The sequence below is a fragment of the Nitrospirillum goiasense genome (genome assembly GCF_034427435.1).
In the GTDB taxonomy this organism is placed as follows: domain Bacteria; phylum Pseudomonadota; class Alphaproteobacteria; order Azospirillales; family Azospirillaceae; genus Nitrospirillum.
The window spans coordinates 592,886-616,758 of record NZ_JAXQNP010000002.1 but is presented as its reverse complement, the minus strand read 5'-3'; the positions used below and the strand labels follow the sequence as shown (position 1 = coordinate 616,758).

The window sequence follows — 23,873 nt, the reverse complement described above, 5'->3', positions numbered from 1 at the left end:
GAGATGATCGAGAACGGCAGCCCCCTTTCCGTGTCCAACGGGTCCGCGTCCAACGGGATCGCCTCCGAAACCGGCGCCGAGTTCGTCGAGCGCTACCGCGCCAGCGCCGCCCGCCTGGAAGCGGCGCACGTCTGGTCGCCGGAAATGGAGCATGACGCCTGCGGCGTGGGCTTCGTCGCCGCCCTGGACGGCAAGCCCCGCCGCTCCGTCGTGGAGAAGGCGGTGGAGGCGCTCAGCGCCCTGTGGCACCGCGGCGCCGTGGACGCCGACGGCAAGACCGGCGACGGCGCCGGCATCCACCTGCAGATCCCGCAGAGCTTTTTCCGGGAGCATGTGGCCCGTAGCGGCCACCTGCCGCCCGAAGGTCTGATCTCCGTCGGCCAGGTCTTCCTGCCCCGCACCGACATGGAGGCGCAGGAGCGCTGCCGCTGCATCGTCGAGACGGAAATCCTGAAGTTCGGCTACATCATCTATGGCTGGCGCCAGGTCCCCATCAACATCGAGATCATCGGCGAGAAGGCCAACGCCACCCGCCCCGAGATCGAGCAGATCATGGTGGGCAATCCGCGCAACATCCCGGAAGACCAGCTGGAGCGTGACCTCTACGTCATCCGCCGCCGCATCGAGAAGGCGGTGAAGGCGGAAAGCATCAGCGACTTCTACATCTGCACGCTGTCCTGCCGCTCCATCATCTACAAGGGCATGTTCCTGGCCGAACAGCTGACGTCCTTCTATCCCGACCTGCTGGACGAGCGCTTCGAGTCCAACTTCGCCATCTACCACCAGCGCTATTCCACCAACACCTTCCCCACCTGGTGGCTGGCCCAGCCCTTCCGCATGCTGGCGCACAATGGCGAGGTCAACACGCTGCGCGGCAACGTCAACTGGATGAAGGCGCACGAGACCCGCATGGGTCACGAGATCTTCGGCAACCTGATCGAGGACGTGAAGCCCATCATCCCCGCCGGCGGGTCCGATAGCGCCTGCCTGGACGCGGTGTTCGAGGTGCTGGTGCGCTCCGGCCGCTCCGCCCCCATGGTCAAGACCATGCTGGTGCCGGAGGCCTGGTCCGACCGCGAGACCATGCCGCAGAACCACCGCGACCTGTACAGCTACGCCAACGCGGTGATGGAGCCGTGGGACGGCCCCGCCGCCCTGGCCATGTATGACGGCCGCTGGGTGGTGGGCGGCATGGACCGCAACGGCCTGCGTCCCATGCGCTATGTCGTCACCGGCGACGGCCTGCTGATCGCCGGTTCCGAGACCGGCATGACCAAGGTCGAGGAATACACGGTGCGCGAGAAGGGCCGCCTGGGCCCGGGGCAGATGATCGCCTTGGACCTGGCCGAGGGCCGCCTCTACAAGGACCGGGAGATCAAGGACACCCTGGCCGCCGGCAAGCCCTATGGCAGCTGGGTGCGCCACATCACGGCGCTGGACGATCTGGTGAAGGGGGCGCCGGCCGCCACCGCCGAACTCAGCCGCGACCAGCTGCGCCGCCGCCAGGTGGCCTACGGCATCTCCATGGAGGATGTGGAGACCATCCTGCACCCCATGGTGGAGGACGCGAAGGAGGCCGTGGGCTCCATGGGCGACGACAGCCCGATGGCCGTGCTGTCGGATCGCTACCGTGGCCTGCACCACTATTTCCGCCAGAACTTCAGCCAGGTCACCAACCCGCCCATCGACAGCCTGCGCGAGCAGCGGGTGATGAGCCTGAAGACCCGCCTGGGCAACCTGGGCAACATCCTGGACGAGGATGACAGCCAGACCCGCCTGCTGCAGTTGGAAACCCCCGTCCTGACGACGGCGGAATTCATCGCCATGCGCCGCTACATGGGCGACACGGCGGCGGAGATCGACTGCACCTTCGACCCCGCCGGCGGCGAATTCGCCATGAATGACGCCCTGCGCCGCGTGCGGCAGGAGGCGGAGGACGCGGTGCGCGGCGGCGCCACCCACCTGATCCTGACGGATGAGGCCATGGGCCCCGGCCGCGCCGCCCTGCCCATGATCCTGGTGACGGGGGCCGTGCACACCCACCTGATCCGCCAGCAGCTGCGCACCTTCACCTCGGTGAACGTGCGGGCGGGCGAGTGCCTGGACGTGCATTACTTCGCCGTGCTGATCGGCGTGGGCGCCACCACGGTCAACGCCTACCTGGCGCAGGAGGCCATCGCCGACCGCCAGCGGCGCGGCCTGTTCGGCGACATGCCCCTGGAGAAGTGCCTGGAGCGGTACAAGAAGGCCATCAACGAAGGCCTGCTGAAGATCATGTCCAAGATGGGCATCTCCATCGTCTCCAGCTACCGCGGCGGCCTGAACTTCGAGGCGGTGGGCCTGTCCCGCTCGCTGGTGGCCGAGCACTTCCCCGGCATGATCAGCCGCATCTCCGGCTTGGGCCTGGTCGGCATCCAGAAGGACGTGCTGGAGCAGCACGCCCTGGCCTGGAACGAGGAGGTCGTGGCCCTGCCCATCGGCGGCTTCTACAAGTTCCGCAAGGGCGGTGACCGCCACGCCTGGGAAGGTGGCCTGATCCACCTGCTGCAGCAGGCGGTGTCCAACGACAGCTATTCCACCTTCAAGCGCTACTCCGAGGGTGTGCACAAGCGCCCGCCCATGCAGTTGCGCGACCTGCTGGACTTCCGCCCCTCCAAGGGCAAGGTGTCGGTGGACGAGGTGGAGAGCATCACCGCCATCCGCAAGCGCTTCATCACCCCCGCCATGTCGCTGGGCGCCCTCAGCCCCGAGGCGCACGGCACGCTGAACGTGGCCATGAATCGCATCGGCGCCAAGTCCGACAGCGGCGAGGGCGGCGAGGATCCGGCGCGCTTCAAGCCGGATGCCAACGGCGACAACTGGAACTCCGCCATCAAGCAGGTGGCGTCGGGCCGCTTCGGCGTCACCGCCGAGTACCTGAACCAGTGCCGCGAGATCGAGATCAAGGTGGCCCAGGGCGCCAAGCCCGGTGAGGGCGGGCAGTTGCCCGGCTTCAAGGTGACGGAACTGATCGCCCGCCTGCGTCACAGCACGCCCGGCGTCATGCTGATCAGCCCGCCGCCGCACCACGATATCTACTCGATCGAGGATCTGGCGCAGCTCATCTATGACCTGAAGCAGATCAACCCGGACGCCAAGGTCTGTGTGAAGCTGGTCAGCCGCTCGGGCATCGGCACCATCGCCGCTGGCGTGGCCAAGGCCGGCGCCGACGTCATCCTGGTGTCGGGCAATGTCGGTGGCACCGGTGCCTCGCCCCAGACCAGCGTGAAGTTCGCCGGCCTGCCGTGGGAAATGGGCCTCAGCGAGGTGCAGCAGGTGCTGACGCTGAACCGCCTGCGCCACCGCGTCACCCTGCGCACCGACGGCGGCCTGAAGACCGGCCGCGACATCGTCATGGCGGCGATGCTGGGCGCCGAGGAGTTCGGCGTGGGCACCGCCAGCCTGATCGCCATGGGCTGCATCATGGTGCGCCAGTGCCACAGCAACACCTGCCCCGTGGGCGTGTGCGTGCAGGACGAGGCGCTGCGCCAGAAGTTCGTGGGCACGCCGGAAAAGGTGGTGAACCTGTTCAGCTTCATGGCGGAAGAGGTGCGTGAGATCCTGGCCAGCCTGGGCTTCCGGTCCTTGCAGGAGGTCATCGGCCGCACCGACCTGTTGCACCAGGTCAGCCGCGGCGCCGTCCACCTGGACGACCTGGACCTGAACCCGCTGCTGGCCCAGGCCGATCCGGCTGGGGACAGCGCCCGCTACTGCACCCAGGTCGGCCGCAACGAGGTGCCGGACACGCTGGACGCCCAGATGATCCGCGACGCCCGCCAACTGTTCGAAGACGGCGAGAAGATGCAGCTGGCCTACAACGTCCAGAACACGCACCGCGCCATCGGCACCCGGATGTCGGCCATGATCACCCGCAAGTTCGGGATGAGCGGCTTGCAGTCTGGTCACTGCACGGTGCGGCTGCGCGGCTCGGCCGGCCAGTCGCTGGGCGCCTTCGCCGTCCAGGGCCTGACCCTGGAGGTGTTCGGCGACGCCAACGACTATGTCGGCAAGGGCCTGTCGGGCGGCACCATCATCGTCCGGCCCATGACGGCCACGCCGCTGAAGTCGAACGAGAACACCATCATCGGCAACACGGTGCTGTACGGGGCCACGGCGGGCAAGCTGTTCGCCGCCGGCCAGGCGGGTGAGCGCTTCGCCGTCCGCAACTCCGGCGCCACCGTGGTGGTCGAGGGCTGCGGTTCCAACGGCTGCGAATACATGACCGGCGGCATGGTGGTCGTGCTGGGCGGCGTGGGCGACAACTTCGCGGCCGGCATGACCGGCGGCATGGCCTTCGTCTATGACGAGGCCGGCACCCTGCCGCTGCACATCAACCCGGACAGCGTCATCTTCCAGCGCATCGAGGTCCAGCATTACGAGGACATGCTGGTGTCCCTGATCGAGGAGCATGTGGCGCGGACGCAGAGCCGCTGGGCCATGACCCTGCTGAACGACTGGCCGCTGGTGCGCGGCCACTTCTGGCAGGTCGTGCCCAAGGAGATGCTGCACCGCCTGGCGGTGCCCGTCGTCCCGCCCCAGGCGCTGAGCGCCGAGTAAGCCTTCCAGTCAGGCGGCCCGGTTTTGACCGGGCCGCACGCTGTAAAGAAAGACCGACGCCGGGATGCACCGGTGGCGGTCTTTCTTTATGGGATCAGTTGGCCTTTATGGGATCAGTTGGCGTCGGCGTTCTTGCCGCGCGTGCGTCGCAGCGCCGGCCCGGTGACCTGGAAGACGGGGCCGCCATTGTAGGTGAAGTACAGCTTGTTCTGGCTGTGGGCGATCAGCACATGGTGCGCCCGCAGGAAATCGGCGCCCAGCAGCATTTCCGGTCCTGTCTGGGCCTGGGCGATGCGCGACCCGCTGTCGGTGTAGGTCCCGCTGCCGAACAGGTCGCCGAAGCGCAGCTTGGCATGCTTGATGGTTTCATCGCCCAAGGCGAAGCCATCGAAGACGCCGACCCATTCCTGGACCGTTTTGGCGCCCACACCTTGGGTGGCGTTCGCCATGACGACACCCGGCGTATCCGGCGTCACGCCGGCGCGGGCCGCCGCCTGGGACGACAGCACGGAATGGGTGGCGCCACTATCCAGGATGGCCCGCACCGGCTGCCCCGCCACGGTCACGTCCATCGCGATCTTGGGGTTCTGCGGATTCACTGGGTGGATGTCCGCGGTCATGGCGTTTTCGGCCCAGAAACCCAGGAAGGCGCTGTCGCAGCCGCGCGGCTGGTACAGGTTGATGACCCCGTGGGCCAGGTCGAATTCGACGTCGAATTTGCGGAACACATCCTCCCCCAGCAGGCCCACCACGTCCTCCCGGCCCAAGCTGCGTTCCCCCGCCAGGCTCAGAGGCATGTCCGTGACCGTCTGCTTGCCCAGGGTGAAGGTCTTGATGCGGGTGGTCTGGATGTCGCTGCGCCCGCCGACGCCGCTCAGCGTGCCGTTGCGGCCGCTGAAGCCGGGCAGGTCCAACTCCTCCGCCTTGCCGCGCAGGATCATGCTGAGGGCAGCACCGGTGTCGACCAGGAAATAAACCGGGTGGCCGTTGACCGCCACCTTCACCAGCGGCTGGTTGCCGTCCATCTCGACGGGCAGGGTGTCCGACTTGATCATCTGGCAGGTTTCGGCGGCCTGGGCCGTCACCCCGGTCGCCAGCGATACCCCGGCCATGGAAAAGGCGGCCACAAGGACCTCCGCCACGGCACGCCCCACGCCCCTCCGCATCCGCTCCCCCATTTCCCTGCAAAGCGCCTGTCGTTCGCATTTGTGCGCGGAAAGGTGCGCGCAAATGGTGCGGGGATCAAGCGGCGCCTGGCCCGGCTGCCGGGCCTGTCATTGGCCCTCGGCCTTGGTGGCCGGTCCGGCGGACGGTTCCGTTTCCTCCCCGGCCTTGGCGTCGTCGGTCGTCCAGCGCCGGGCTGGACCGGTCACTTGAAAAACGGGGCCGCCCTGGTAGGTGAAATAGACCTTGCGTTGGCTGGACGCGATGTAGACGCGGTGGCTGCGCAGGAAATCCGCGCCCAGGTACAGGTCGGTGTCGCCGTACGAGGTGCTCAGCCGGCTGCCGACATAGGTCTCGCCCACGCGGGTGTACAGGTCGGACACCCGCAGCTTGGCATGGCGGATAGTTTCATCGCCGATGGTAAAGCTGTCGAAGGTACCAATGTGGGACTCGACACGGCGCCCGTTGGCGCCCTGCAAATCCCTGCTTTTCTCACCGTCACCGGCGGCGATGTCAACGCCCACGCGGCGGGCCACCCCCTCGTCCAGAAGGGTGATGCTGGCACCGCTGTCCAGCATGGCGTGTACCGTCTGGCCGTTCACCACGACGGGAACGCGGATGCGGGAGCGGTTGCCGCGCACGTTGTCCATGTCGGTGACGTTGTAACTGTTCGACCAGTAGGCGAGGACGTCGTTGTCGCACTTCTCCGGCTTGAATAGGTTCAGCACGTTGTGGGCCAGGTCGAATTCCATGTCGTAGCGTTCCAGCAGGTCCATGCCCAGCGCGCCGACGGTATCGCCCCCGAAGGCCCCATAGCCACCGACATAGACACGGACGTCACGGCCACGCCAGTTGCCCAACTCCAGGCTATCCATGGTGGTCTGCAGCAGGCGGCTGGTGCCGTCGATGCCTATCAGTTCGCCTTGTGCGTCCACCGCCTTCAGGCCCAGGTAGGCCATCGACGACCGGGTCAGCACCGACATCCAGGCACCGGTGTCGACCAGCATGTGGGCGGGCTTGCCGTTGATGGTCACGCGGGCCAGCGGCATGTTGCCGTCCATTTCAAGGGGAATGGACGCGACCTGCGCCAGCTTGCAGGAGGAGGCCGCGCGTGCCGGCGAACAAAGCGCCATGCCCATCAGGCAGGCCGCCGCCGCGCCCAGCATCCATCCCATCGCCCGCATCCACCGCGCCGCGCTGTCTCGTGACCCCATAAATCCTTCCCCCATCATCGTCGCTGTAATCCCGTCGGTACATCTCGGCCCATCTGGGCGTTGTTGTGGTTAAAGGTCCGCCCCCGCCCCGCCTGGGTCACGGGCTTGGTGATGGCTGCGCGGCGGCGGGGGGCGCTGCTGTCGCCGGCGGCGGTTGATCCGTCTGGAACACCGTGCCGCCGACATAGCTGACGTACAGCTTGCCCTGGCTGTGGGCGATCATCACATGGTGCGCCCGCAGAAAGTCGGCACCCAGCAGCATTCCGGCCGGCAGCACCTGCGTCGGGATATGAGAGCCGGTGAAGGTCACGGTGCTGTGCTTGAACATGTCGCCAAAGCGCATTTTGGGATGGCGGATGGTTTCTTCACCGATGCCGAAGCTGTCGAAGGTGCCGATCCACGTCCGCTCCCGCCGCGCGCCGATGCCGCCGGCCCGGCCCACCTCGATGACGCCGGGGCTTTCAGGGAGGACGCCGGCGCGGGCGGCGTCGCCCGTGGTCAGGATGGAATAGTAGGCGCCGGAATCCAGGTCGGCCCGCACCGGCGCGCCGTTCACCTGGACCAGAACCTGGATATGGGCGTTATCCCGGGTCACTGTCGGAAATTCCGTGACCGTGAAAGGATCGTCCCAGGGAATGAGGTCGACGTCGTCGCAGTTCTTGGTGTCATAGAGATTGATTTTGCCGTGGCTCAAATCCATCTCGACGTCGAACTGCCGCAGCAGGTCCTCGCCCAGGACGCCGGCCGTGGTCACCGGACCGTCGCCGCCCGCGCCACCCCCCACCACGTTCAGCTTCAGGTTCTTCACCGACGCCGCGTCCAGGGTCAGGTTGTCCACGGTGGTGATCCAGATATCGCTGCCGCCGCCGACGCCGTAGACGGTTACGCCCTCCACCGTGTTCAGGCGCAGGCCCAGCTTCTCGGCCGACTCGCGGAACAACAGGCTGCCGAAGGAACCGGTATCGACCAGGAAGTACACCGGCTGGCCGTTGATGCTGCCCTGGATCAAGGGGCGGTTGCCTTCCATTTTCACCGGTAGGCTGGCCATCTTGACGAATTGGCATTTCGGCGCCGCCTGCGCGGGCGCCACCCACAGCGCCAGCCCCATCAGTCCCAGCCCAGCCAGACGCCCCGCACCGCCCCAGGCCTTGAGTCCCCCACCCATTTCCCGCTCATCTCCCCGTTTGGGATCCCTTTTGGATCTCCTCTTGGCAACAATTTATCGCGCTGCGCGAATAGGGGGAAGGGGCTGCACTCTCCGTTCTCCACGGGGGCAGTGGACGGCATGCGGTTCTTCGTCGCGGCTTCGCGGCGGGGCTGGTGATCAGGACGTCGTCCTCACCCGTCCCACCGCCCGTCTCCACCCGTCGTACAGGCGCTCCCGCGCGGCGGGGTCGGCCGCAGGCTCGAACCGCCGCTCCTCCCGCCACAGGCCGGAGATGGCGTCCAGGCTGGGGAACAGGCCGGCGGCCAGGCCGGCCAGGAAGGCGGCGCCCAGGGCCGTGGTCTCGGTCACGGCGGGGCGTTCCACCGTCAGGTCCAACTGGTCGGCCAGGAACTGCATCAGCCAGTCGTTGGCGACCATGCCGCCGTCCACGCGCAGGGCGGTCAGGGCGCAGCCCCCGTCCGCCGCCATGGCGTCCATCAGGTCGCGGGTCTGGTAGCAGACGGACTCCAGGGCGGCGCGCACGATGTGGCTGACCCCGCTGTCACGGGTCAGGCCCAGGATGGCGCCGCGCGCGTCCGGGTCCCAATAAGGGGCGCCCAGGCCGGTGAAGGCCGGCACCAGATAGACGCCGCCGGTGTCGGCCAGGGCCGTGGCGTGGCCCTGGGTGGCCGCCGCGTCGGGGATCAGCCGCAAGCCGTCGCGCAGCCATTGCACGGCGGCGCCCGCCACGAAGATCGACCCTTCCAGCGCGTAGCTGGCGCGGCCGTCCAGGCGGTAGGCCAGGGTGGTCAGCAGACGGTGATGGGATGGTCGCGGTGTGTCGCCGATGTTCATCAGGGCGAAGCAGCCGGTGCCATAGGTGCTCTTGATCATGCCGGGGGTGAGGCAGGCTTGGCCTATGGCGGCGGCCTGCTGGTCGCCGGCCATGCCCAGCACGGGGACGGGGCGGCCCAGCAGATCCGCCGTGGCGATGCCGAAGGGGCCGGCGTTGTCCAGCACCCGGGGCAGGACGGCCGCCGGTATGCCGAACAGGCGCAGCAATTCCGGGTCCCAGTCCAGGGTCTCCAGGTTGAACAGCAGGGTGCGGGCGGCGTTGGTGGCATCGGTCGCGTGGACCTGCCCGCCGGTCAGGCGCCACAGCAGGAAACAGTCGATGGTGCCGAAGGCCAGCTCCCCCGCCTCGGCCCGCGCCCGCGCGCCGGGCACGGTGTCCAGGATCCAGGCCAGCTTTGTGGCGGAGAAATAGGGGTCCAGCAGCAGGCCGGTGCGCCGGCGCACCATGTCCTCCGCCCCTTCGCGGCGCAGGGCCTGGCACAGTCCCGCGGTGCGGCGATCCTGCCAGACGATGGCGGGGTGCAGCACCTCCCCCGTGCGGCGGTCCCACACCACCGTCGTCTCACGCTGGTTGGTGATGCCGATGGCGGCCACGCGGGTGGCGTCCACCCCCGCCTTGTCGACCACGCCCCGGCAGACGGCGACGGTGTCGCGCCAGATATCCTCGGGGTCATGCTCCACCTGACCGTCGGCGGGATAATGCTGCGGCAGTTCCCGCTGGGCCGTGGCCACGGGCCGGCCCCCGGCGTTGAACAGGATGGCGCGGGTCGAGGTGGTTCCCTGGTCGATGGCCAGGATCAGGTCGGCGGGCATCGGGGCCCCTCCCTCAGGGTCTTGTTATCACGGGCCTTGGTCGCCCGTGCGCTGTACGCCGACGGTGCGTCGCGGGGGCCACCCTGTCAACGCCGGGGTCGGAAAAAGCTATCCAGAAGGGGGGCGAAAAGTGCTGCGTAATGGGGTTGACGCGGAACTGTAACAGGCGCACCATCTGTCTTACCGAAGCACTCAGGAGGCATCAGAAACCAGATTAGCCCACCAGATCAGGTAAATCGTCGAATGCATGCAGTATTCGATGTGTTGCCCGTAACCAGGAGGGTGCGTCAAACCATGACTCCACCGATGCGTACTGTATGAGTTGTGTGACCAACTCCACATATATAGCTGTAGCTAACGCCGGTTTCTGACCGGTGTATCGCTCGATGGATATCTGAGCTTCGCTGAAGCCAAAAGAACCCCCGCGACCCTGACCGGCGCGGGGGTTCGCTTTTGGGGGCAGGGAAACGGGCCGGGACGCGGTTTCCGCCAATGATCCCACCCCCGCCCTATGACCTCTATGGGGGTGCGCTCGGGCACCGGACACCGTATATAGGGTACAGGTGGCGGGCCATTGGTATGGCCGCTGGAGGAATCGAGGGCCGGGGCCGATGGGTTTGATGGGCCTGCTGCGCGGCATGGGGCTGACCGCCCCGAAAAAGCCCGCACCGAGAACCAGGACGAAGGCGCGGGTAATACCGACCACGGTGTCGCACTTGCGCGTCGCCGGCATAGCCCTGCCGGTCGAGGTGCGGCGCAGTCCGCGCGCGCGCCGCCTGTCGCTGAAGGTCGATGGCGCCACCGACACCGTGCGCGTCACCGTGCCACCCCGCGTTGGCGATGCCGAGGTCGCGGGTTTCGTCGGGCGGCATCTGGATTGGGTGAACGCCCGCCTGGCGGCGCTGCCGCCGCGTCAGCCCTTCGTCGATGGCATGGCGGTGCCTCTGCTGGGCCGTTCGGCCATCATCCGCCACGACCCCGGACGCCGGGGCGGTGCCCGCCTGGTGGATGGGCCGGCCGGCTTGGAGCTGTGCGTGGGCGGGGAGGCGGAGTTCCTGAACCGCCGCGTGACCGACTTCCTGAAGGCGGAGGCGCGGCGCCACCTGTCGGCCCTTACGGCCGAAACGGCGGCCCGCGCCGGCTTGCGCGCCAGCGGCGTTTCCGTGCGCGACACCCGCAGCCGCTGGGGCAGTTGCTCCGCCACCGGCCGCATCAGCTATTCCTGGCGCCTGATCCTGGCGCCGCCACAGATCGTCGCGTATGTCGTGGCACACGAGGTGGCGCACCTGAAGGAGATGAACCACGGCCCCAACTTCTGGGCCCTGTGCGCGGCGCTGGCTGGTGATGTGGACAAGCCCCGCGCCTGGCTGAAGGCGCATGGAGCGAAGCTGCACCGGTTTGGTTAAATCTCTTCCACGCGCAAGGGCGTGAGGTCCGTTTCGATATGCTCAGGCCAATGGCCCCAGATGACTTTGGCGGTAAACCGCCGCCCGCGACAGCTGACGTGCAGTATGTCGCCAACCACCGGGGTGGGCCCTTCGAATAAATTTTCGTCCTGGCGCAGTTCGCGTTCGGTTACCAACTCACCGCTTTTAAGCAGGATGCGCTTCACCCAGTAGGCCATCGGCGCCCCTTCACAGGAGAGACTATCGGGGACGCACGTTTTCACAGCGCCCCCGAGCTTTTGCCTTTGCTTGCTTTAGGCGGCCGTCTCCAAAGCCTTCACGCCCGGCAGTTCCTTGCCTTCCAGCCATTCCAGGAAGGCGCCGCCGGCGGTGGAGATGTAGCTGAAGGCGTCGGCCACGCCGGCATGCTCCAGGGCCGCGACGGTGTCGCCGCCGCCGGCCACGGACAGGACGGTGCCGGCCTTGGTCAGGTCGGCCACGATCTTGGCCACGGCGTTGGTGGCGGCGTCGAAGGGTTCGATCTCGAAGGCGCCCATGGGGCCGTTCCACACCACCGTCTTGGCGGTGGCCAACTTCTCACCGTAATAGGCGACGGTGGCGGGACCGGCGTCCAGGATCATCTCATCGGCGGCGATGTCGCCGGGGGCGGCGATGCGCGAGGGGGCGTGGGCCTTGAACTGCTTGGCCACCGCGCCGTCCTTGGGCAGCAGGATCTGGCAGCCGCCGGCCTCGGCCTTGGCCAGGATGGCGCGGGCCTGGTCGGCCATGTCCTTTTCCGCCAGCGAGGCGCCGACGTCCACGCCCTGGGCGTAGAGGAAGGTGTTGGCCATGCCGCCGCCCAGCGCCAGGATGTCGACCTTGCCCACCAGGTTCAGCAGCAGGTCCAGCTTGGTGCTGATCTTGGCGCCGCCGACCACGGCCGCCACGGGCCGCTGCGGCTGGCCCAGGGCCTTGGACAGGGCCACCAGTTCGGCCTGCATCAGGCGGCCGGCCGCCGCCGGCAGCAGGCGGGCCAGCGCCTCGGTCGAGGCATGGGCGCGGTGGGCGGCGGAGAAGGCGTCGTTGACGTAGAGGTCGCCCAGCTTGGCCAGCTCGGCGGCGAACGCCGGATCGTTCTTTTCCTCACCGGCGTGGAAGCGCAGATTCTCCAGCACCAGCACCTGGCCCTTTTCCAGGGCGCGGATGGCGTCCTGCGCCGGCTTGCCGATGCAGTCGCTGGCGAAGGCCACGGGCGCGCCCAGGGCGTCGGACAGGGCCGGCACCACCTGGCGCAGGGAGTTCTTCTCATCCGGGCCGTTCTTGGGCCGGCCAAAATGCGACAGCACCACGACCTTGGCGCCCTTGGAGGCCAATTCCTTCAGGGTGGGGACCAGACGGACCAGGCGGGTGGCGTCCGTGACCTGGCCGTCCTGCACCGGGACGTTAAGGTCGGCGCGGACCAGCACGGTGCGGCTGGCGGGGGCGATATCGTCTAGGGTCTTGAAGGTCATGGCGTCGGTTCCCGGCCCATAAAAGCGAAAGACGGGGGCCAAGGAAGCATAGGCGGGACCCTGTTGCAACCGCACAAGGCGGCCCGCTACACCAGTCTGGCCGAAAGGCGGATGCTGGCGCCACGGCGATTGAGGAGCATGGGGGAGCGTTCGTGATCTACTACATCCTTTTCCTGGTCCTCCTGGCCCTGGTCACCCTGGTGTTGGCCCGTCGCGGCGTGCTGGAGGGGCGGGTGCTGGCCGCCGGCCTGCTGGTCCTGCCCGGGGTGACGGCCATGGAGGGATGGGCGTCGCGCGACATGGGCGCGCTGGGCCTGTCCGGCGGCCATGTCGGGCCCGTGACCCTGCTGCTGATCCTGGGCGCCTGCGTGGAGGAGGCGGGGCGCTACCTGCTGCTATCGCTCAGCCACCGCGACACCCGCGCGGCGATCAGCGCCGGCTATGCCTGGGCGGCGTGGGAACTGGGCGGCGCGGTCTGGGCGCTGGCGCGCGGCATGCTGCCGCTGTGCGCCGCCGGCAATCCGCATTGCTTCGGCCTGGGCTTTCCGCCCTTGCTGGCGCTGGGCGCGGTGCTGGTGGCGCGGTCGGTGCCCAGCCTGCTGCATGTCGCCTTGTCGTTCGGGCAGCTGTGGGCGGTGCGGGCCACATATCCGGCGGCCCGTGCCCTGTGGTTCACCCTCATGGTGGTGGTGCACCTGGCCATCAACCTGGCCATCGTGCGGCATGGACACCTGTGACGGTGCGCTGGCCAGCCCGCGAAAGTTTCACCTTTACCCATATTGTCGCGGACCCTCGCGTCCTATAGCGTTGAGGGACAAGGGGGCGCCCCCGTGGCCGCCGCCCCTGTCAATGCCGGATTCCCGCCTCGATGCCTGAAAACCCGTCGCCGTCCCCCGCCCCTTCCGCCTTGACGGAGGGTGTGGCCATTCCTGTGGAGGCGGATGCCCCGCAGGAGATCGAGCTGAAGCTGGCGGTGGCGCCGGAGCACCTGTCCCGGCTGAAGTCCGCGCCCGTCCTGGCCGGCGCCCGCGCCGTCACCAAGACCCTGCGCAACACCTACTTCGACACGCCGGAGGGGGAACTGGCCGCCCGGGGCGTCAGCCTGCGCCTGCGCCAATCAGGCGCCAAGGTTCTGCAGACGCTGAAGGGGCCCTCGGCCGGGGCCGGCATGGCCATGTCCCGGTCGGAATGGGAAATCCCGGCGCCGGACGGCCACCTGGTGCCCCAGGCCTTCACCGACCCCGCCGCTCAGGCCCTGCTGGAGGGCGTGGACTTGCGCTGCCTGGCGCCGGTGTTCAGCAACGAGGTCAAGCGCTGGACCCGCACCCTGCCGCTGGCCGCCGGCCTGGCGGTGGAGGTGGCTGTGGACCAGGGCGTCACCCGTGCCGCCGACGGCCGGGAAGAGGCCATCGCGGAGGTTGAACTGGAACTGGCCGCCGGCCAGGACCGCCGCGTGCTCTATGACCTGGCGCTGGCCCTGCACCGCACCGTGCCGCTGCGTCTGGAACCGCGCAGCAAGGCTGACCGGGGCTATGCCCTGGCGCGGGGGGAGGTGGCGCCCGCCAAGGCCGTGAAGGCCGGCCCCCTGAACTTCAAGCCCGACGAGACGGTGGAAGCGGCCCTGGCCGGCGTTGCCCGCGCCTGCCTGCACCACATGGCGGCCAACGAGGCGGCGGTGCTGGCCGGCGATCCCTCGGGCGTGCATCAGCTGCGCGTGGCGGTCCGCCGCCTGCGCTCCGCCCTGACGCTGTTCAAGGCCATCCTGCCCGACGCCCAGGGCGCCACCCTGAAGGCCGCCCTGAAGGGCCTGGCCGATGCCGTCGGCCCCGCCCGCTCCTGGGACGTGTTCCTGGAGGAGCTGCTGGCGCCGGTGTCGGCGGCGATGCCGGAGCAGGAAAGCCTGCACGCGCTGACCGTGGCGGCGCAGGGCGCCCGGGGCCGTGGCCATGCCGCCGCGCGGGCCGCCGTGTCCGGCCCCGGCTACACCGAATTGCTGCTGACCCTGGGGCGGTGGGTGGATGGACGCTGCTGGCGCGACGACGCGCCGGCCGAGCGCCTGGCCTGGCTGGGCCAGCCCCTGCTGCCTTTCGCCGACGCCGTGCTGACCCGTCAGCGCCATCGCGCCGCCAAGCGGGGCCGCCACTTCGCCCGGCTGGACGCCCCGGCCCGCCATGGCCTGCGCATCGCTTTGAAGAAGCTGCGCTACGCCGTGGACTTCTTCCGCGAGATTTACCCGCAGAAGGGCGTGCGCCGTTATCTGGAACGGCTGTCCGCCTTGCAGGATGGGCTGGGCCACCTGAACGACGTCGCCACCATGGATGGGCTGATCCGCGACCTTCGGGCCGACTTGGCCGCCGCCCGCGCGGCGGAGCGTGCCGGCGTCGCCTGGGCCGGCTGGGAAATGGGCGCCGGCCTGGTGCTGGGGTGGCATGCCGCCCACATGGCCGTGGGGGAGGAGGCGCTCTGCCGCGCGGTGGAGGATTTCATGGACGCCGACCCCTTCTGGACGCCGGCGGACCACTGGCCGCACCCGCCCTCCTGACCCCTCCGTCTTTCAATCGCAGCATATTCAAGGGAATTGGCGCCTCATGCTTTCCATCCTCGTGGCCAACATCAAGGGCGGCGTCGGCAAGACCACGGTCGCCACCCACCTGGCCGCCGCCTTCGCCGGCGAGGGCCGGCAGACGGTGCTGGCCGATGTCGACCGGCAGAAATCGTCCCTGGGCTGGCTGGCCCGGCGCCCGGTGACGGCCCCGGTCATCGCCGCCTTGGACTGGACGAAGGAAATCGGCAGCGTGCCCAAGGGCGCCGACGTGCTGGTCATCGACGCGCCGGCGGCCCTCAAGGCCAAAGAGGTGGAGCAACTGGTGGCCGAGGCCGACGTGGTGGTGCTGCCCCTGCTGCCCGGCGCCTTTGATGAGCAGGCGACCGAGCGCTTCCTGAAAAAGCTGGATGAGTTGAAGCCCATCCGCAAAAGCCGCAAGGCCGTGGCGGTGGTGGGCAACCGCGTGCGCGCCCGCACCCGCGCCGCCGACCGGCTGGACACCTTCCTGGGCACCGTGGGCCATCGGGTGGTGACCCGCCTGCGCGACAGCCAGGCCTACCCCGATGCCGCCGCCGCCGGCCTCACCCTGTTCGACCAGAAGGCCAAGCGTCTGGCCGACCTGCGCCAGGACTGGGCGCCGCTGATGACGTTCATCGTGGACCCGAACGGCTGAGGCGCGGCCTTAGAGCGGAACGCGATCAGGTGTAGTCACCTGATCGTGTAAATCCGCTCTATCATGAACAGGTTAAGAGCGAGATGCGATCAGACATGATCGCATCTCGCTCTAAGCGGACCGCACCTGCCTCCCGGTCAGCCTGGACTTGGGATCTGGACTCGGGACATCGGGGCCTGGACTTGAGCCCCCTTCCTTGCCAGAAAGACGCCTAAACGCGGCCAAGCCAGGCCAGACGTCAAAACTTTCGGGCCGATATTTTCGGGCCAGAACTTTCGGGAGAGAAGCATGCAGGTTCAGGGTGTTGCCGCCATCATCACCGGCGGCGGGTCGGGTCTGGGCGCCGCGACCGCGCGCCGCCTGGCGGCCGAGGGCGCCAAGGTGGCCCTGCTGGACGTGAACCTGGCCGCGGCCGAGGCGGTCGCCGCCGAGATCGGCGGCCTGGCGCTCAGCTGCGATGTCACCAGCGCCGACAGCGCCGCCGCCGCCATCGCCGCCGCGCGTGAGGCCCATGGCGCCGCCCGCATCGCCGTGAACTGCGCCGGCGTGGCCACCGCCGGCCGCGTGCTGGGTCGCGAAGGTCCGCTGGACCTGAACGCCTTCCGCAAGGTCATCGAGATCAACCTGATCGGCACCTTCAACATCCTGCGCCTGGCGGCGGCGGACATGAGCGCCCTGGACCCGCTGGAGGACAATGAGCGCGGCGTGATCATCAACACCGCCTCCGTCGCGGCCTTCGACGGCCAGGTGGGCCAGGCCGCCTACAGCGCGTCCAAGGGCGGCGTCCATGCCATGGCCCTGCCCATCGCCCGCGAACTGGCCCGTGTGGGCGTGCGCGTCATGACCATCGCCCCCGGCATCTTCTGGACCCCCATGGTCGCCGGCTTCACGCAAGAGGTGCAGGACAGCCTGGCGGCCTCCATCCCCTTCCCCAAGCGCTTGGGGAAGCCGGAGGAATACGCGGACCTGGCCCTGACCATCGTCCGCAACGTCATGCTGAACGCCGAGACCATCCGCCTCGACGGCGCGGTGCGCATGAACGCCAAGTGAGTGTCGCCCAAGCGGCGACCGCGGACGTGTCTTTGAGGGTCAGCCGCGCCGCTGGCGGAACGCCTCCAGGGCCGTTTCCATCGCCTCTGCGATTGGGGTGACCAGGGGATGGTCGGCGTAGGCGGTCCAGCGGGCGGCCAGCGCCGGCCGCCCCTCCAGCATATCCTGCGGCGTGTAGCGGGGCAGGAAGCGCTCCAGGAAAATCAGGGTGGGTGCCAGGGCGCAGTCGGCCAGGGTCAGAACACCGTCCGCCGCTGGGGGCGCGGGGCCGCGCCCCACCACCGTTTCCAGCGCGTCCAGGCCCCGGGTCAGATCCGATAGGCGCGCCGCCCCGGCCGCCGCGTCGCCCGTCTGGGCCATCAGTGACAACAGCGGCGGCAGGACATAAAGGTCCAGAAGCCGCGACACCGTGCGCTGGGCCGCCCGCGCCAGCGGCTCCCCCGGCAACAGGGGCGGCGTGGGGAAGGCATCCTCCAAAAATTCACAAATGACGGCGGACTCGATGATATACGCCCCGTCGACCTCCAGCACCGGGGTCTTGCCCATGGGGTTGATGGCCAGGAAAGCGGCGGATTTCTGCCCGCCTGGCGGGTCCGCCAGGGGAATATCCAGGCCCTTGGCGCGGATGGCCAGCATCACGCGGGCGGAGTAGGGGGACAGGGCGGCGCCATAAAGTTTCACGGGCGTTCTCCTTTAACCGTAAAGGTGGATCGCCGACGGCGGTCTTGCATCTGGCGGTCGGCCGAGCGCGACGGTATGGTCATATCATTATGCCATTGAACGCATGCGAACCCCTGCCGGATATCGCGGGTTTCATTCACGCGGATGAATTGCCCGACGGCCCCATCGCCCATGCCTACGCGTGGTGGCGGGGCCTGGGCGGGGGCGTCGTTCCGCCGCCGTCCGCCGCTTTGGATCCGGCTGCGGTCCCTGACAGCTTCCTGCCCCATCTGGCGGTGACCACCGCCTATCGCGCCGATGGCCGGGTGCGTGTGGTGTTCTGTGGCTCCCTCTCCGCCCTGGCCGCCGGGGGCGATCCCACCGGCCAGTATTTCGATGAGTTCTATCCGCCCGAGATGCTGGAGGCGGCGCTGGGTTTCCAGGCGGCTATCGTGCGCGACGCCCAGCCGGTCTTCGGCCTGGACCAGATCGGCACGGATGAGGGCGTGATGTACAACGTTCCCCGCCTGGGCCTGCCGTTCCGGGGAACGGATGGCAGCCTGGATCGCTTGGCCGTCGTCATGCATTACCAGCCGACGCCGGAAAACTTCCGGGTTCGGCTGCGCGTGCTTCAGGACCGTGCCCGGCTGCTGCGCCGCGAGTTGAGGCTGGTGGCGCTTTAAGGCCACACTGGTCGAAGGAAGTGTGCGGATGCGGCATTGGAACGTTGCGTGAAATGACCCCTCGGCGCCATAATAATTACCCGAGCCGCCCTCGACGCGCGGGGCCGCCCCGCCGTCCGTCGCACTGCGTTCCGCCGCACCGCCGCCAAGGATGTTTTCGCCGTGTCTGAGGTTCCTCCCCCCGGCCCTCCGTCCCGTCACCAGGGAAAGGGCGTGCGGGTTCTGAGGCATCCCCAGTCACACCTTCCGGCATGACCTCGCGCCGCCATGTGTTGGTGGGCGGAGTGGGTGCGCTGGCCGCGGTCGGCCTGGGATGGGGCGGTGGCGGCCGTGCCCCCCGCGCGGAGTCCATCCGCTTCCTAACCATCGGCACCGGCACGGCCGGCGGCACCTACTTCCCCATCGGCGGAATCCTGGCCAACGCCATCAGCAACCCGCCCGGCAGTCCCGGTTGCGACCGGGGCGGCAGTTGCGGCGTGCCGGGCATGATCGCCGTGGCGCAGACCACCTCCGGCGCCGTGGAGAATGTCGAGGCCCTGCGCACCGGCCGGTATGAGACCGGGCTGGTTCAGGCCGACATCGGTTTCCTGGCGTACAAGGGCAAGGGCCCCTACGCCGGCAAGCCGCCCTTCACCGACCTGCGGGCCCTGGCCAACCTGTACAGCGAGACGGTGCACCTGGTGGTTCGGGGCGACAGCCCCATCAAGACGGTCAACGACCTGAAGGGCCGGCGCGTGGCCCTGGGCGAGAAGGGCTCCGGCACCTTGCCCACGGCCCTGTTGATCCTGCAGGCGCACGACCTGTCGGAAAAAACGGTGCAGCCCTTCTACCTCAACCCCGGCACCGCCGGGGACCGCCTGGCCTCCGGCCAGCTGGACGCCTTTTTCATCATCGGCGGCTACCCCCTGCCGGCGGTGGCCGATGTGGCCGCCCGCCTGCCGGTGCGCCTTATCTCCATCATCGACGCCCGCCTGCCGCGCCTCAGCCCCGGCCTGCCCCTGTTCACCGAAACCATGATCGGCGGCGACGGCGCCTATGTCGGCGTGCCGGAGACCAAGACCCTGGGGGTGGGCGCCCAATGGCTGGCCACCACCGCGCTGCCGGACGAACTGGCCTATGGCATCGTCAAGGCGCTGTGGCACCCCAACACCCACCGCCTGCTGGTCGCCGGCCATCCCCGGGGGAAAGCATCCGGAAAGAGGCGGCGCTCACCGGCCTGGCGGTGCCGCTGCACCCGGGGGCGGCGCGCTATTACCGTGAGCAGGGGTTCGACGTGTCGCTGGCCACGTCGGGCTGACGGCCTTGGGTTGATCCCTGGCGGCCAGGTCATCCAGCTCAATCGTCGGCGGGCGGTTCCCACAGCTCGATGGGATTGCCCTCGGGGTCATGGATGCGGGCGAAGCGGCCGGTTTCCGGGGTGTCCCAAGTGGGGTCGGTCGTGATCGCGATGCCGGCCGCGCGCAACGTCTCCAGCAGCGGGTCCAGTTGATCGACGCGCAGGTTCAGCATCCAGGCGTGATCCGCCGGGAAATAGCTGGTGTCCTGGGCGAAGGGGGCCAGCACGGTGGGGCCGGCCGCCTGGTTCCAGACGCCCCCCACATTGATGCCCAGATGGGTCTTGTACCAGGCGCGCAAGGCCGCCGGGTCGCGCGCCCGGAAGAACAGTCCGCCTATGCCGGTGATCGCCATGCCGTCCCCTCCCTGGTCCCCGACCGTCGCGGCGACGGTCGGTGGTTGCCGGCCGATGCTGACCTCAATCCAGCAGCATGTCCAGGACCAGGGTTTCGGTGGCGGCGGCCGCGCGCCAGTCCTTCATGGCGGGCAAGGCCTCGATGGCGGCGGCATAGGCCTGAGACTTTTCGGTCAGCGGCACGCGCCAAGTCTGGAACCGGGTGACGACAGGCGCGTACATCGCGTCCGCGATGGTGAAGGCGCCGAACAGGAAGGGGCCGCCATACCGGTCCAGGCAATCGGCCCACAGGGCCTGGACACGGGCGATGTCGCCAGCGGCCCTGGCCACCCGTTCCGGTCGGTCGATGGTGCGGGCCAGGTCCATGAACAGGTTGCGGCGCAGGTCCATGAATCCGGCGTGCATCTCCGCGCTGACGGATCGGGCGTGCGCCCGCGCCGCGCGATCCTCGGGCCACAAGGCGGCGCCCGGCGCCAGCTCGGCCGCGTATTCGCAGATGGCCAGGCTGTCCCACACCGTCACCGGGCCGTCGGCGGTGCGGTGGATCAGCGCCGGCACCTTGCCCGCCGGGTTGTGGGCCAGCATGCGGGCCTTGCTGTCCGGCTGCCGCAGGGGGATCACCACCTCCTCGAACGCCAGGCCGGCATGGCGCAGCGCCAGATAGGGACGCAGCGACCAGGAGGAATAGGTCTTGCTGCCCAGGATCAGGGTCAGGTCGGCGGATGTGGGTTGGCCCATGGGAATGGCCCCTCGGGATTGGTGAGGATGGGCGGGTGAGGGTAGCGGGGCTTGCCTTTGCGCGCCAGCGGTGTGACGCCGCCGCGTTTGAAACCGGCGCCCGGATGTGGAACCCTGCGGGCCTGACTTTCCGAAGCCGAAAGGGTTTCCTCCGTGCTGTCCTGTTTCCTGGCCGAAAAGGCCGCCGACACCGTCACTCTGATTCCCGTGCGCAAGGATGGGCTGGACGCCTGGCTGGCGGCGGCGCCCGCCACCACGGCGGCCTGGGTGCGCGGCGTCGGCTTCACCGCCGAACCCGGGGCCACGGCCCTGCTGCCCGCCGCCGATGGCCGCTTGGACCGGGTGCTGGTGGGGGTGGGGGAGACGCTGGACCTGTGGAGCATCGCCGGCCTGCCTGCGACGCTGCCGGCCGGTCCCAAGGGGGGGAGGCCAGCTACGCCCTGGAGGACGGCCTGACGCCGGACCAGGCGACCGCCCTCGCCACCGGCTGGGCCCTGGGCAGCTATCGCTTCACCCGTTACCGCAAGCCGAAGAAGGACCTGCCGCGCCTGGTGCTGCCGGCCGGCGCCGACGCCCAGGCGGTGGACAGCATGGCCCGCGCCGTCACCCTGGTGCGGGACCTGATCAACACCCCGGCGGAGGACATGGGCCCATCCGACCTGGCCGCCGCCGCCCAGGACCTGGGGGCCGAATTCGGGGCCGCCGTTTCGGTCATCGCCGGTGACGATCTGCTGGCCGCCAACTATCCCACCGTCCATGCCGTGGGCCGGGCCGCGGCCAAGGCGCCCTGCCTGATCGACCTCACCTGGGGCGATGCCGGTCATCCGTTGGTCTGCCTGGTGGGCAAGGGCGTGTGCTTCGACAGCGGCGGCCTGGACATCAAGGCGGCGGGCGGCATGCTGCTGATGAAGAAGGACATGGGCGGTGCCGCCCATGTGCTGGGCCTGGCGCGCCTGGTCATGGCGGCCCAGCTGCCGGTGCGGCTGCGCGTGCTGGTGCCGGCGGTGGAGAACGCCATTTCCGGCAACGCCTTCCGCCCCATGGACATCATCACCACGCGCAAGGGCCTGACGGTGGAGATCGGCAACACCGACGCCGAGGGCCGCCTGATCCTGTGCGACGCCCTGGCGGAGGCCGACAGCGCCAAGCCCGCCCTGATCCTGGATTTCGCCACCCTGACGGGAGCGGCGCGCATCGCGCTGGGCACCGAGCTTCCGGCCCTGTTCGCCAACGACGACCCGTTGGCGGACGACATCCTGGCCGCCGCCAAGGAGACGGGCGACCCGCTGTGGCGCCTGCCGCTGTGGCAGGGCTATGCCAAGCAGCTGGACAGCAAGATCGCCGACCTGAACAACGCGCCCGGTGGCGGCTATGGCGGCGCCATCACCGCCGCCCTGTACCTGGAGCGCTTCATCACCAAGGGCACCCCCTGGGCCCACATCGACCTGATGGCCTGGAACGCCAGCGCAAGGCCCGGCCGCCCCGAGGGCGGCGAGGCCATGGGCCTGCGGGCCGCCTTCGCCATGCTGAGCCGCCGCTTCCCCAAGGGCTGACCCCCAAGGGCTGATCCCCAGGGGCTGACACTGGGGAAGGGCGGGCGGCACCCGGGGGAATCCCGAGAGGGGCCCCCGGGGATGAAATCATAGATACTTTATCCAACGACTACCCCGAAGGGGGTGGCAGGCCCTTGCCGCTGCGCGGGACTTTCGGCACACTCCGGAAAAGTTGCGTCTGGCCCGATACGCTGCCGGAATGACGGTGGGGGCGACGCGGCGGGGGTGGCCGGACGACCGTTTCCGGATGCGGGGGGCAGCATGTCGCGTAATCTCGAAGCCCTGGAACTCTGGCGCGGCGCGCTGGTGGCCAGTGTGCGGGCCGCCGGCCCGGATCTCTCCGCCCGCCAGCTGGCGTTGCTGCTGACGGTCTACATGACCCCGCCGCCCCATACCGTGCGGGGCCTGGCGGCGACGCTGAACGTGTCCAAGCCCGCGATCACGCGCGCCCTGGACCGGCTGGGCCGCCTGGGCTTCACCAAGCGCAAGCGCGATGCGGAGGACCGGCGCAACGTCCTGGTCCAGCGCACGGTCAAGGGCTCCGTGTTCCTGCATGAGTTCGGGCAGATGGTGATTGACGCCGGCGCCGTGCAGGGCGCATTGGACGGGGCGCGTGCCATGCCGCCGCGCCCGCCGTCAGCCCCCCTGCTTCGGAGCCGGTTTCCGCACCGGTATGATGTGAGATGTCCAGCAAGTCCAAGTCCACGCCAGCCGCCAAGGCGGCCTTAGACCCGCGCGTGAACCCCTATCGTCCCGACCTCGCCTCCGCCCACCTCTATGGCAAGGTCACGGCCGACCGCTACGTCGATGGCGTGCCCTGCCAGGTTCGCGCGGGCTATGTCAGCCTGAAGGAAGAGCCGAGCTTCACCGCCCGCCAGTCCAGCCAGCTGCTGTTCGGCGAGGTGTTCACGGTGTTCGAGGAGACGGACGGCTGGGTTTGGGGCCAGAACGCCACCGACGGCTATGTCGGCTACCTGCAGCTGGAAGCGCTGGATGACGAGCTGGCGGAACCGACGCACAAGCTGACGGCGCTGCGCAGCTTCTTCCATCCCGAGCCGGACCTGAAGACGCCGCCGCTGGACATGATCAGCCTGGGCGCGCCGCTGTGCGTGGTGGAAGAGGCCGACGGCTTCGCCGGCGTGGCCGGCGGCGGCTGGGTCCCGCTGGTCCATGTGGCGGAGATCGGGGCCGTGAAGGCCGACCCGGTGGAAACCGCGCTGCGCCTGCTGGGCACGCCCTATCTGTGGGGCGGGCGCACCAGCGTGGGCATCGACTGTTCCGGCCTGATCCAGTTGGCGCTGGACGCCGCCGGCCTGGCGTGCCCGCGCGACAGCGACCAGCAGCAGGCGGCCCTGGGCACGCTGGTTTCACCCGATGGCGTTGGCCACGCCTACCAGCGCGGCGACCTGGTGTTCTTCCCCGGCCATGTCGGCATCATGGCGGACGAAACCCACCTGGTGCACGCCAACGCCCATCACATGGCCACGGTGCGCGAACCCCTGGCCGATGTCCTGGCGCGGGCGGCGGCCGGCAAGGGCGTCGCGGCGGTCAAGCGGCTGGGGTGAAGGGGGCTCCGGGGGGAACACCCCGCGCATC

At 69.0% G+C, this 23,873-nt stretch carries 19 protein-coding genes and 2 pseudogenes; 12 read left to right on the top strand and 9 right to left on the bottom strand.

The window, feature by feature from the left end; translation table 11 throughout:
• Window positions 1–3: 3 nt before the first annotated feature.
• A complete protein-coding gene (gene gltB, locus ULB03_RS05175; RefSeq protein ID WP_322483781.1) occupies window positions 4–4,596 on the top strand; it encodes a glutamate synthase large subunit in 4,593 nt (1,530 codons plus the stop codon).
• Window positions 4,597–4,709: 113 nt separating this feature from the next.
• Here gltB and ULB03_RS05170 read toward each other — a convergent pair whose 3' ends face one another.
• The 4 genes from ULB03_RS05170 to glpK all read right to left on the bottom strand — a co-directional run bounded on the left by ULB03_RS05170 (window position 4,710) and on the right by glpK (window position 9,789).
• A complete protein-coding gene (locus ULB03_RS05170; protein WP_322482194.1) occupies window positions 4,710–5,738 on the bottom strand; it encodes a retroviral-like aspartic protease family protein in 1,029 nt (342 codons plus the stop codon).
• A gap of 132 nt (window positions 5,739–5,870) precedes the next feature.
• Window positions 5,871–6,935 carry a retropepsin-like aspartic protease family protein gene (locus ULB03_RS05165; RefSeq protein WP_322482193.1) on the bottom strand — a complete coding sequence of 355 codons (1,065 nt, stop codon included), beginning with the start codon at window positions 6,933–6,935 and terminating at the stop codon, window positions 5,871–5,873.
• Window positions 6,936–7,071: 136 nt separating this feature from the next.
• Window positions 7,072–8,139 (bottom strand): retroviral-like aspartic protease family protein, encoded by a 1,068-nt coding sequence (locus tag ULB03_RS05160; protein WP_322482192.1) that lies wholly within the window; start codon window positions 8,137–8,139, stop codon window positions 7,072–7,074.
• A 159-nt stretch (window positions 8,140–8,298) separates the two neighbouring features.
• The gene (gene glpK / locus ULB03_RS05155) at window positions 8,299–9,789 is read right to left on the bottom strand and encodes a glycerol kinase GlpK (protein ID WP_322482191.1); all 1,491 of its coding nucleotides are present in this window, start codon (window positions 9,787–9,789) and stop codon (window positions 8,299–8,301) included.
• A gap of 611 nt (window positions 9,790–10,400) precedes the next feature.
• On the opposite strand from glpK, the gene ULB03_RS05150 reads away from it, so the two are divergent.
• Window positions 10,401–11,195 carry a M48 family metallopeptidase gene (locus tag ULB03_RS05150; RefSeq protein WP_322482190.1) on the top strand — a complete coding sequence of 265 codons (795 nt, stop codon included), beginning with the start codon at window positions 10,401–10,403 and terminating at the stop codon, window positions 11,193–11,195.
• Here ULB03_RS05150 and ULB03_RS05145 read toward each other — a convergent pair.
• Window positions 11,192–11,413: a hypothetical protein gene (locus tag ULB03_RS05145; RefSeq protein WP_322482189.1), complete on the bottom strand. Its 222-nt coding sequence runs from the start codon at window positions 11,411–11,413 to the stop codon at window positions 11,192–11,194. The two genes, ULB03_RS05150 and ULB03_RS05145, sit on opposite strands and share 4 nt — an antisense overlap.
• A gap of 75 nt (window positions 11,414–11,488) precedes the next feature.
• A complete protein-coding gene (locus ULB03_RS05140) occupies window positions 11,489–12,685 on the bottom strand; it encodes a phosphoglycerate kinase (protein ID WP_322482188.1) in 1,197 nt (398 codons plus the stop codon).
• 152 nt (window positions 12,686–12,837) lie between these two features.
• Between ULB03_RS05140 and ULB03_RS05135 the strand changes: the two genes are divergently transcribed.
• From ULB03_RS05135 to ULB03_RS05120, 4 genes are all read left to right on the top strand, one after another.
• A complete protein-coding gene (locus tag ULB03_RS05135; RefSeq protein ID WP_322482187.1) occupies window positions 12,838–13,422 on the top strand; it encodes a hypothetical protein in 585 nt (194 codons plus the stop codon).
• A 131-nt stretch (window positions 13,423–13,553) separates the two neighbouring features.
• Window positions 13,554–15,227 carry a CYTH and CHAD domain-containing protein gene (locus ULB03_RS05130; protein WP_322482186.1) on the top strand — a complete coding sequence of 558 codons (1,674 nt, stop codon included), beginning with the start codon at window positions 13,554–13,556 and terminating at the stop codon, window positions 15,225–15,227.
• 46 nt (window positions 15,228–15,273) lie between these two features.
• Window positions 15,274–15,903 (top strand): ParA family protein, encoded by a 630-nt coding sequence (locus tag ULB03_RS05125; RefSeq protein WP_145732831.1) that lies wholly within the window; start codon window positions 15,274–15,276, stop codon window positions 15,901–15,903.
• Between the two features lie 288 nt (window positions 15,904–16,191).
• The gene (locus ULB03_RS05120) at window positions 16,192–16,953 is read left to right on the top strand and encodes an SDR family NAD(P)-dependent oxidoreductase (RefSeq protein WP_145732830.1); all 762 of its coding nucleotides are present in this window, start codon (window positions 16,192–16,194) and stop codon (window positions 16,951–16,953) included.
• A gap of 39 nt (window positions 16,954–16,992) precedes the next feature.
• Here ULB03_RS05120 and ULB03_RS05115 read toward each other — a convergent pair whose 3' ends face one another.
• Window positions 16,993–17,634: a glutathione S-transferase family protein gene (locus ULB03_RS05115; RefSeq protein ID WP_322482185.1), complete on the bottom strand. Its 642-nt coding sequence runs from the start codon at window positions 17,632–17,634 to the stop codon at window positions 16,993–16,995.
• An 89-nt stretch (window positions 17,635–17,723) separates the two neighbouring features.
• Here ULB03_RS05115 and ULB03_RS05110 point away from each other — a divergent pair, with 89 nt between their 5' ends.
• The 3 genes and pseudogenes from ULB03_RS05110 to ULB03_RS27375 all read left to right on the top strand — a co-directional run bounded on the left by ULB03_RS05110 (window position 17,724) and on the right by ULB03_RS27375 (window position 19,593).
• Window positions 17,724–18,296, top strand: coding sequence for a PAS domain-containing protein (locus tag ULB03_RS05110; RefSeq protein ID WP_322482184.1), 573 nt, complete (start codon window positions 17,724–17,726; stop codon window positions 18,294–18,296).
• 251 nt (window positions 18,297–18,547) lie between these two features.
• Window positions 18,548–19,393 (top strand): annotated as a pseudogene (locus ULB03_RS05105) (TAXI family TRAP transporter solute-binding subunit); the annotation flags it as partial.
• A complete protein-coding gene (locus ULB03_RS27375; RefSeq protein ID WP_416211138.1) occupies window positions 19,375–19,593 on the top strand; it encodes a TAXI family TRAP transporter solute-binding subunit in 219 nt (72 codons plus the stop codon). The pseudogene ULB03_RS05105 and the gene ULB03_RS27375, both read left to right, overlap by 19 nt.
• Before the next feature lie 38 nt (window positions 19,594–19,631).
• Here the strand turns inward: ULB03_RS27375 and ULB03_RS05100 are convergent, their stop codons facing one another.
• Both ULB03_RS05100 and ULB03_RS05095 read right to left on the bottom strand, forming a co-directional pair.
• Window positions 19,632–19,985 carry a VOC family protein gene (locus tag ULB03_RS05100; RefSeq protein ID WP_322482182.1) on the bottom strand — a complete coding sequence of 118 codons (354 nt, stop codon included), beginning with the start codon at window positions 19,983–19,985 and terminating at the stop codon, window positions 19,632–19,634.
• A 64-nt stretch (window positions 19,986–20,049) separates the two neighbouring features.
• A complete protein-coding gene (locus ULB03_RS05095) occupies window positions 20,050–20,724 on the bottom strand; it encodes a glutathione S-transferase family protein (protein ID WP_322482181.1) in 675 nt (224 codons plus the stop codon).
• Between the two features lie 153 nt (window positions 20,725–20,877).
• Here ULB03_RS05095 and ULB03_RS05090 point away from each other — a divergent pair.
• The 3 genes and pseudogenes from ULB03_RS05090 (at window position 20,878) to ULB03_RS05080 (ending at window position 23,842) form a co-directional block, all read left to right on the top strand.
• Window positions 20,878–22,277: pseudogene (locus tag ULB03_RS05090) on the top strand (leucyl aminopeptidase family protein).
• Between the two features lie 261 nt (window positions 22,278–22,538).
• The gene (locus ULB03_RS05085; protein ID WP_322482180.1) at window positions 22,539–23,006 is read left to right on the top strand and encodes a MarR family transcriptional regulator; all 468 of its coding nucleotides are present in this window, start codon (window positions 22,539–22,541) and stop codon (window positions 23,004–23,006) included.
• Complete coding sequence (locus ULB03_RS05080; protein ID WP_322482179.1) at window positions 22,961–23,842, top strand: C40 family peptidase; 882 nt, start codon at window positions 22,961–22,963, stop codon at window positions 23,840–23,842. The genes ULB03_RS05085 and ULB03_RS05080 overlap by 46 nt, the downstream gene beginning before the upstream one ends.
• Window positions 23,843–23,873 lie beyond the last annotated feature (31 nt).

Bases quoted from the DNA above. Each gene is read 5' to 3' on its own strand.
- gltB (WP_322483781.1), top strand. From the start codon at position 4: ATGATCGAGAACGGCAGCCCCCTTTCCGTGTCCAACGGGTCCGCGTCC.
- ULB03_RS05165 (WP_322482193.1), bottom strand. From the start codon at position 6,935: ATGGGATGGATGCTGGGCGCGGCGGCGGCCTGCCTGATGGGCATGGCG.
- ULB03_RS05160 (WP_322482192.1), bottom strand. From the start codon at position 8,139: ATGGGTGGGGGACTCAAGGCCTGGGGCGGTGCGGGGCGTCTGGCTGGG.
- glpK (WP_322482191.1), bottom strand. From the start codon at position 9,789: ATGCCCGCCGACCTGATCCTGGCCATCGACCAGGGAACCACCTCGACC.
- ULB03_RS05150 (WP_322482190.1), top strand. From the start codon at position 10,401: ATGGGTTTGATGGGCCTGCTGCGCGGCATGGGGCTGACCGCCCCGAAA.
- ULB03_RS05145 (WP_322482189.1), bottom strand. From the start codon at position 11,413: ATGGCCTACTGGGTGAAGCGCATCCTGCTTAAAAGCGGTGAGTTGGTA.
- ULB03_RS05140 (WP_322482188.1), bottom strand. From the start codon at position 12,685: ATGACCTTCAAGACCCTAGACGATATCGCCCCCGCCAGCCGCACCGTG.
- ULB03_RS05130 (WP_322482186.1), top strand. From the start codon at position 13,554: ATGCCTGAAAACCCGTCGCCGTCCCCCGCCCCTTCCGCCTTGACGGAG.
- ULB03_RS05125 (WP_145732831.1), top strand. From the start codon at position 15,274: ATGCTTTCCATCCTCGTGGCCAACATCAAGGGCGGCGTCGGCAAGACC.
- ULB03_RS05120 (WP_145732830.1), top strand. From the start codon at position 16,192: ATGCAGGTTCAGGGTGTTGCCGCCATCATCACCGGCGGCGGGTCGGGT.
- ULB03_RS05110 (WP_322482184.1), top strand. From the start codon at position 17,724: ATGCCATTGAACGCATGCGAACCCCTGCCGGATATCGCGGGTTTCATT.
- ULB03_RS27375 (WP_416211138.1), top strand. From the start codon at position 19,375: ATGGCTGGCCACCACCGCGCTGCCGGACGAACTGGCCTATGGCATCGT.
- ULB03_RS05100 (WP_322482182.1), bottom strand. From the start codon at position 19,985: ATGGCGATCACCGGCATAGGCGGACTGTTCTTCCGGGCGCGCGACCCG.
- ULB03_RS05095 (WP_322482181.1), bottom strand. From the start codon at position 20,724: ATGGGCCAACCCACATCCGCCGACCTGACCCTGATCCTGGGCAGCAAG.
- ULB03_RS05085 (WP_322482180.1), top strand. From the start codon at position 22,539: ATGTCGCGTAATCTCGAAGCCCTGGAACTCTGGCGCGGCGCGCTGGTG.
- ULB03_RS05080 (WP_322482179.1), top strand. From the start codon at position 22,961: ATGTCCAGCAAGTCCAAGTCCACGCCAGCCGCCAAGGCGGCCTTAGAC.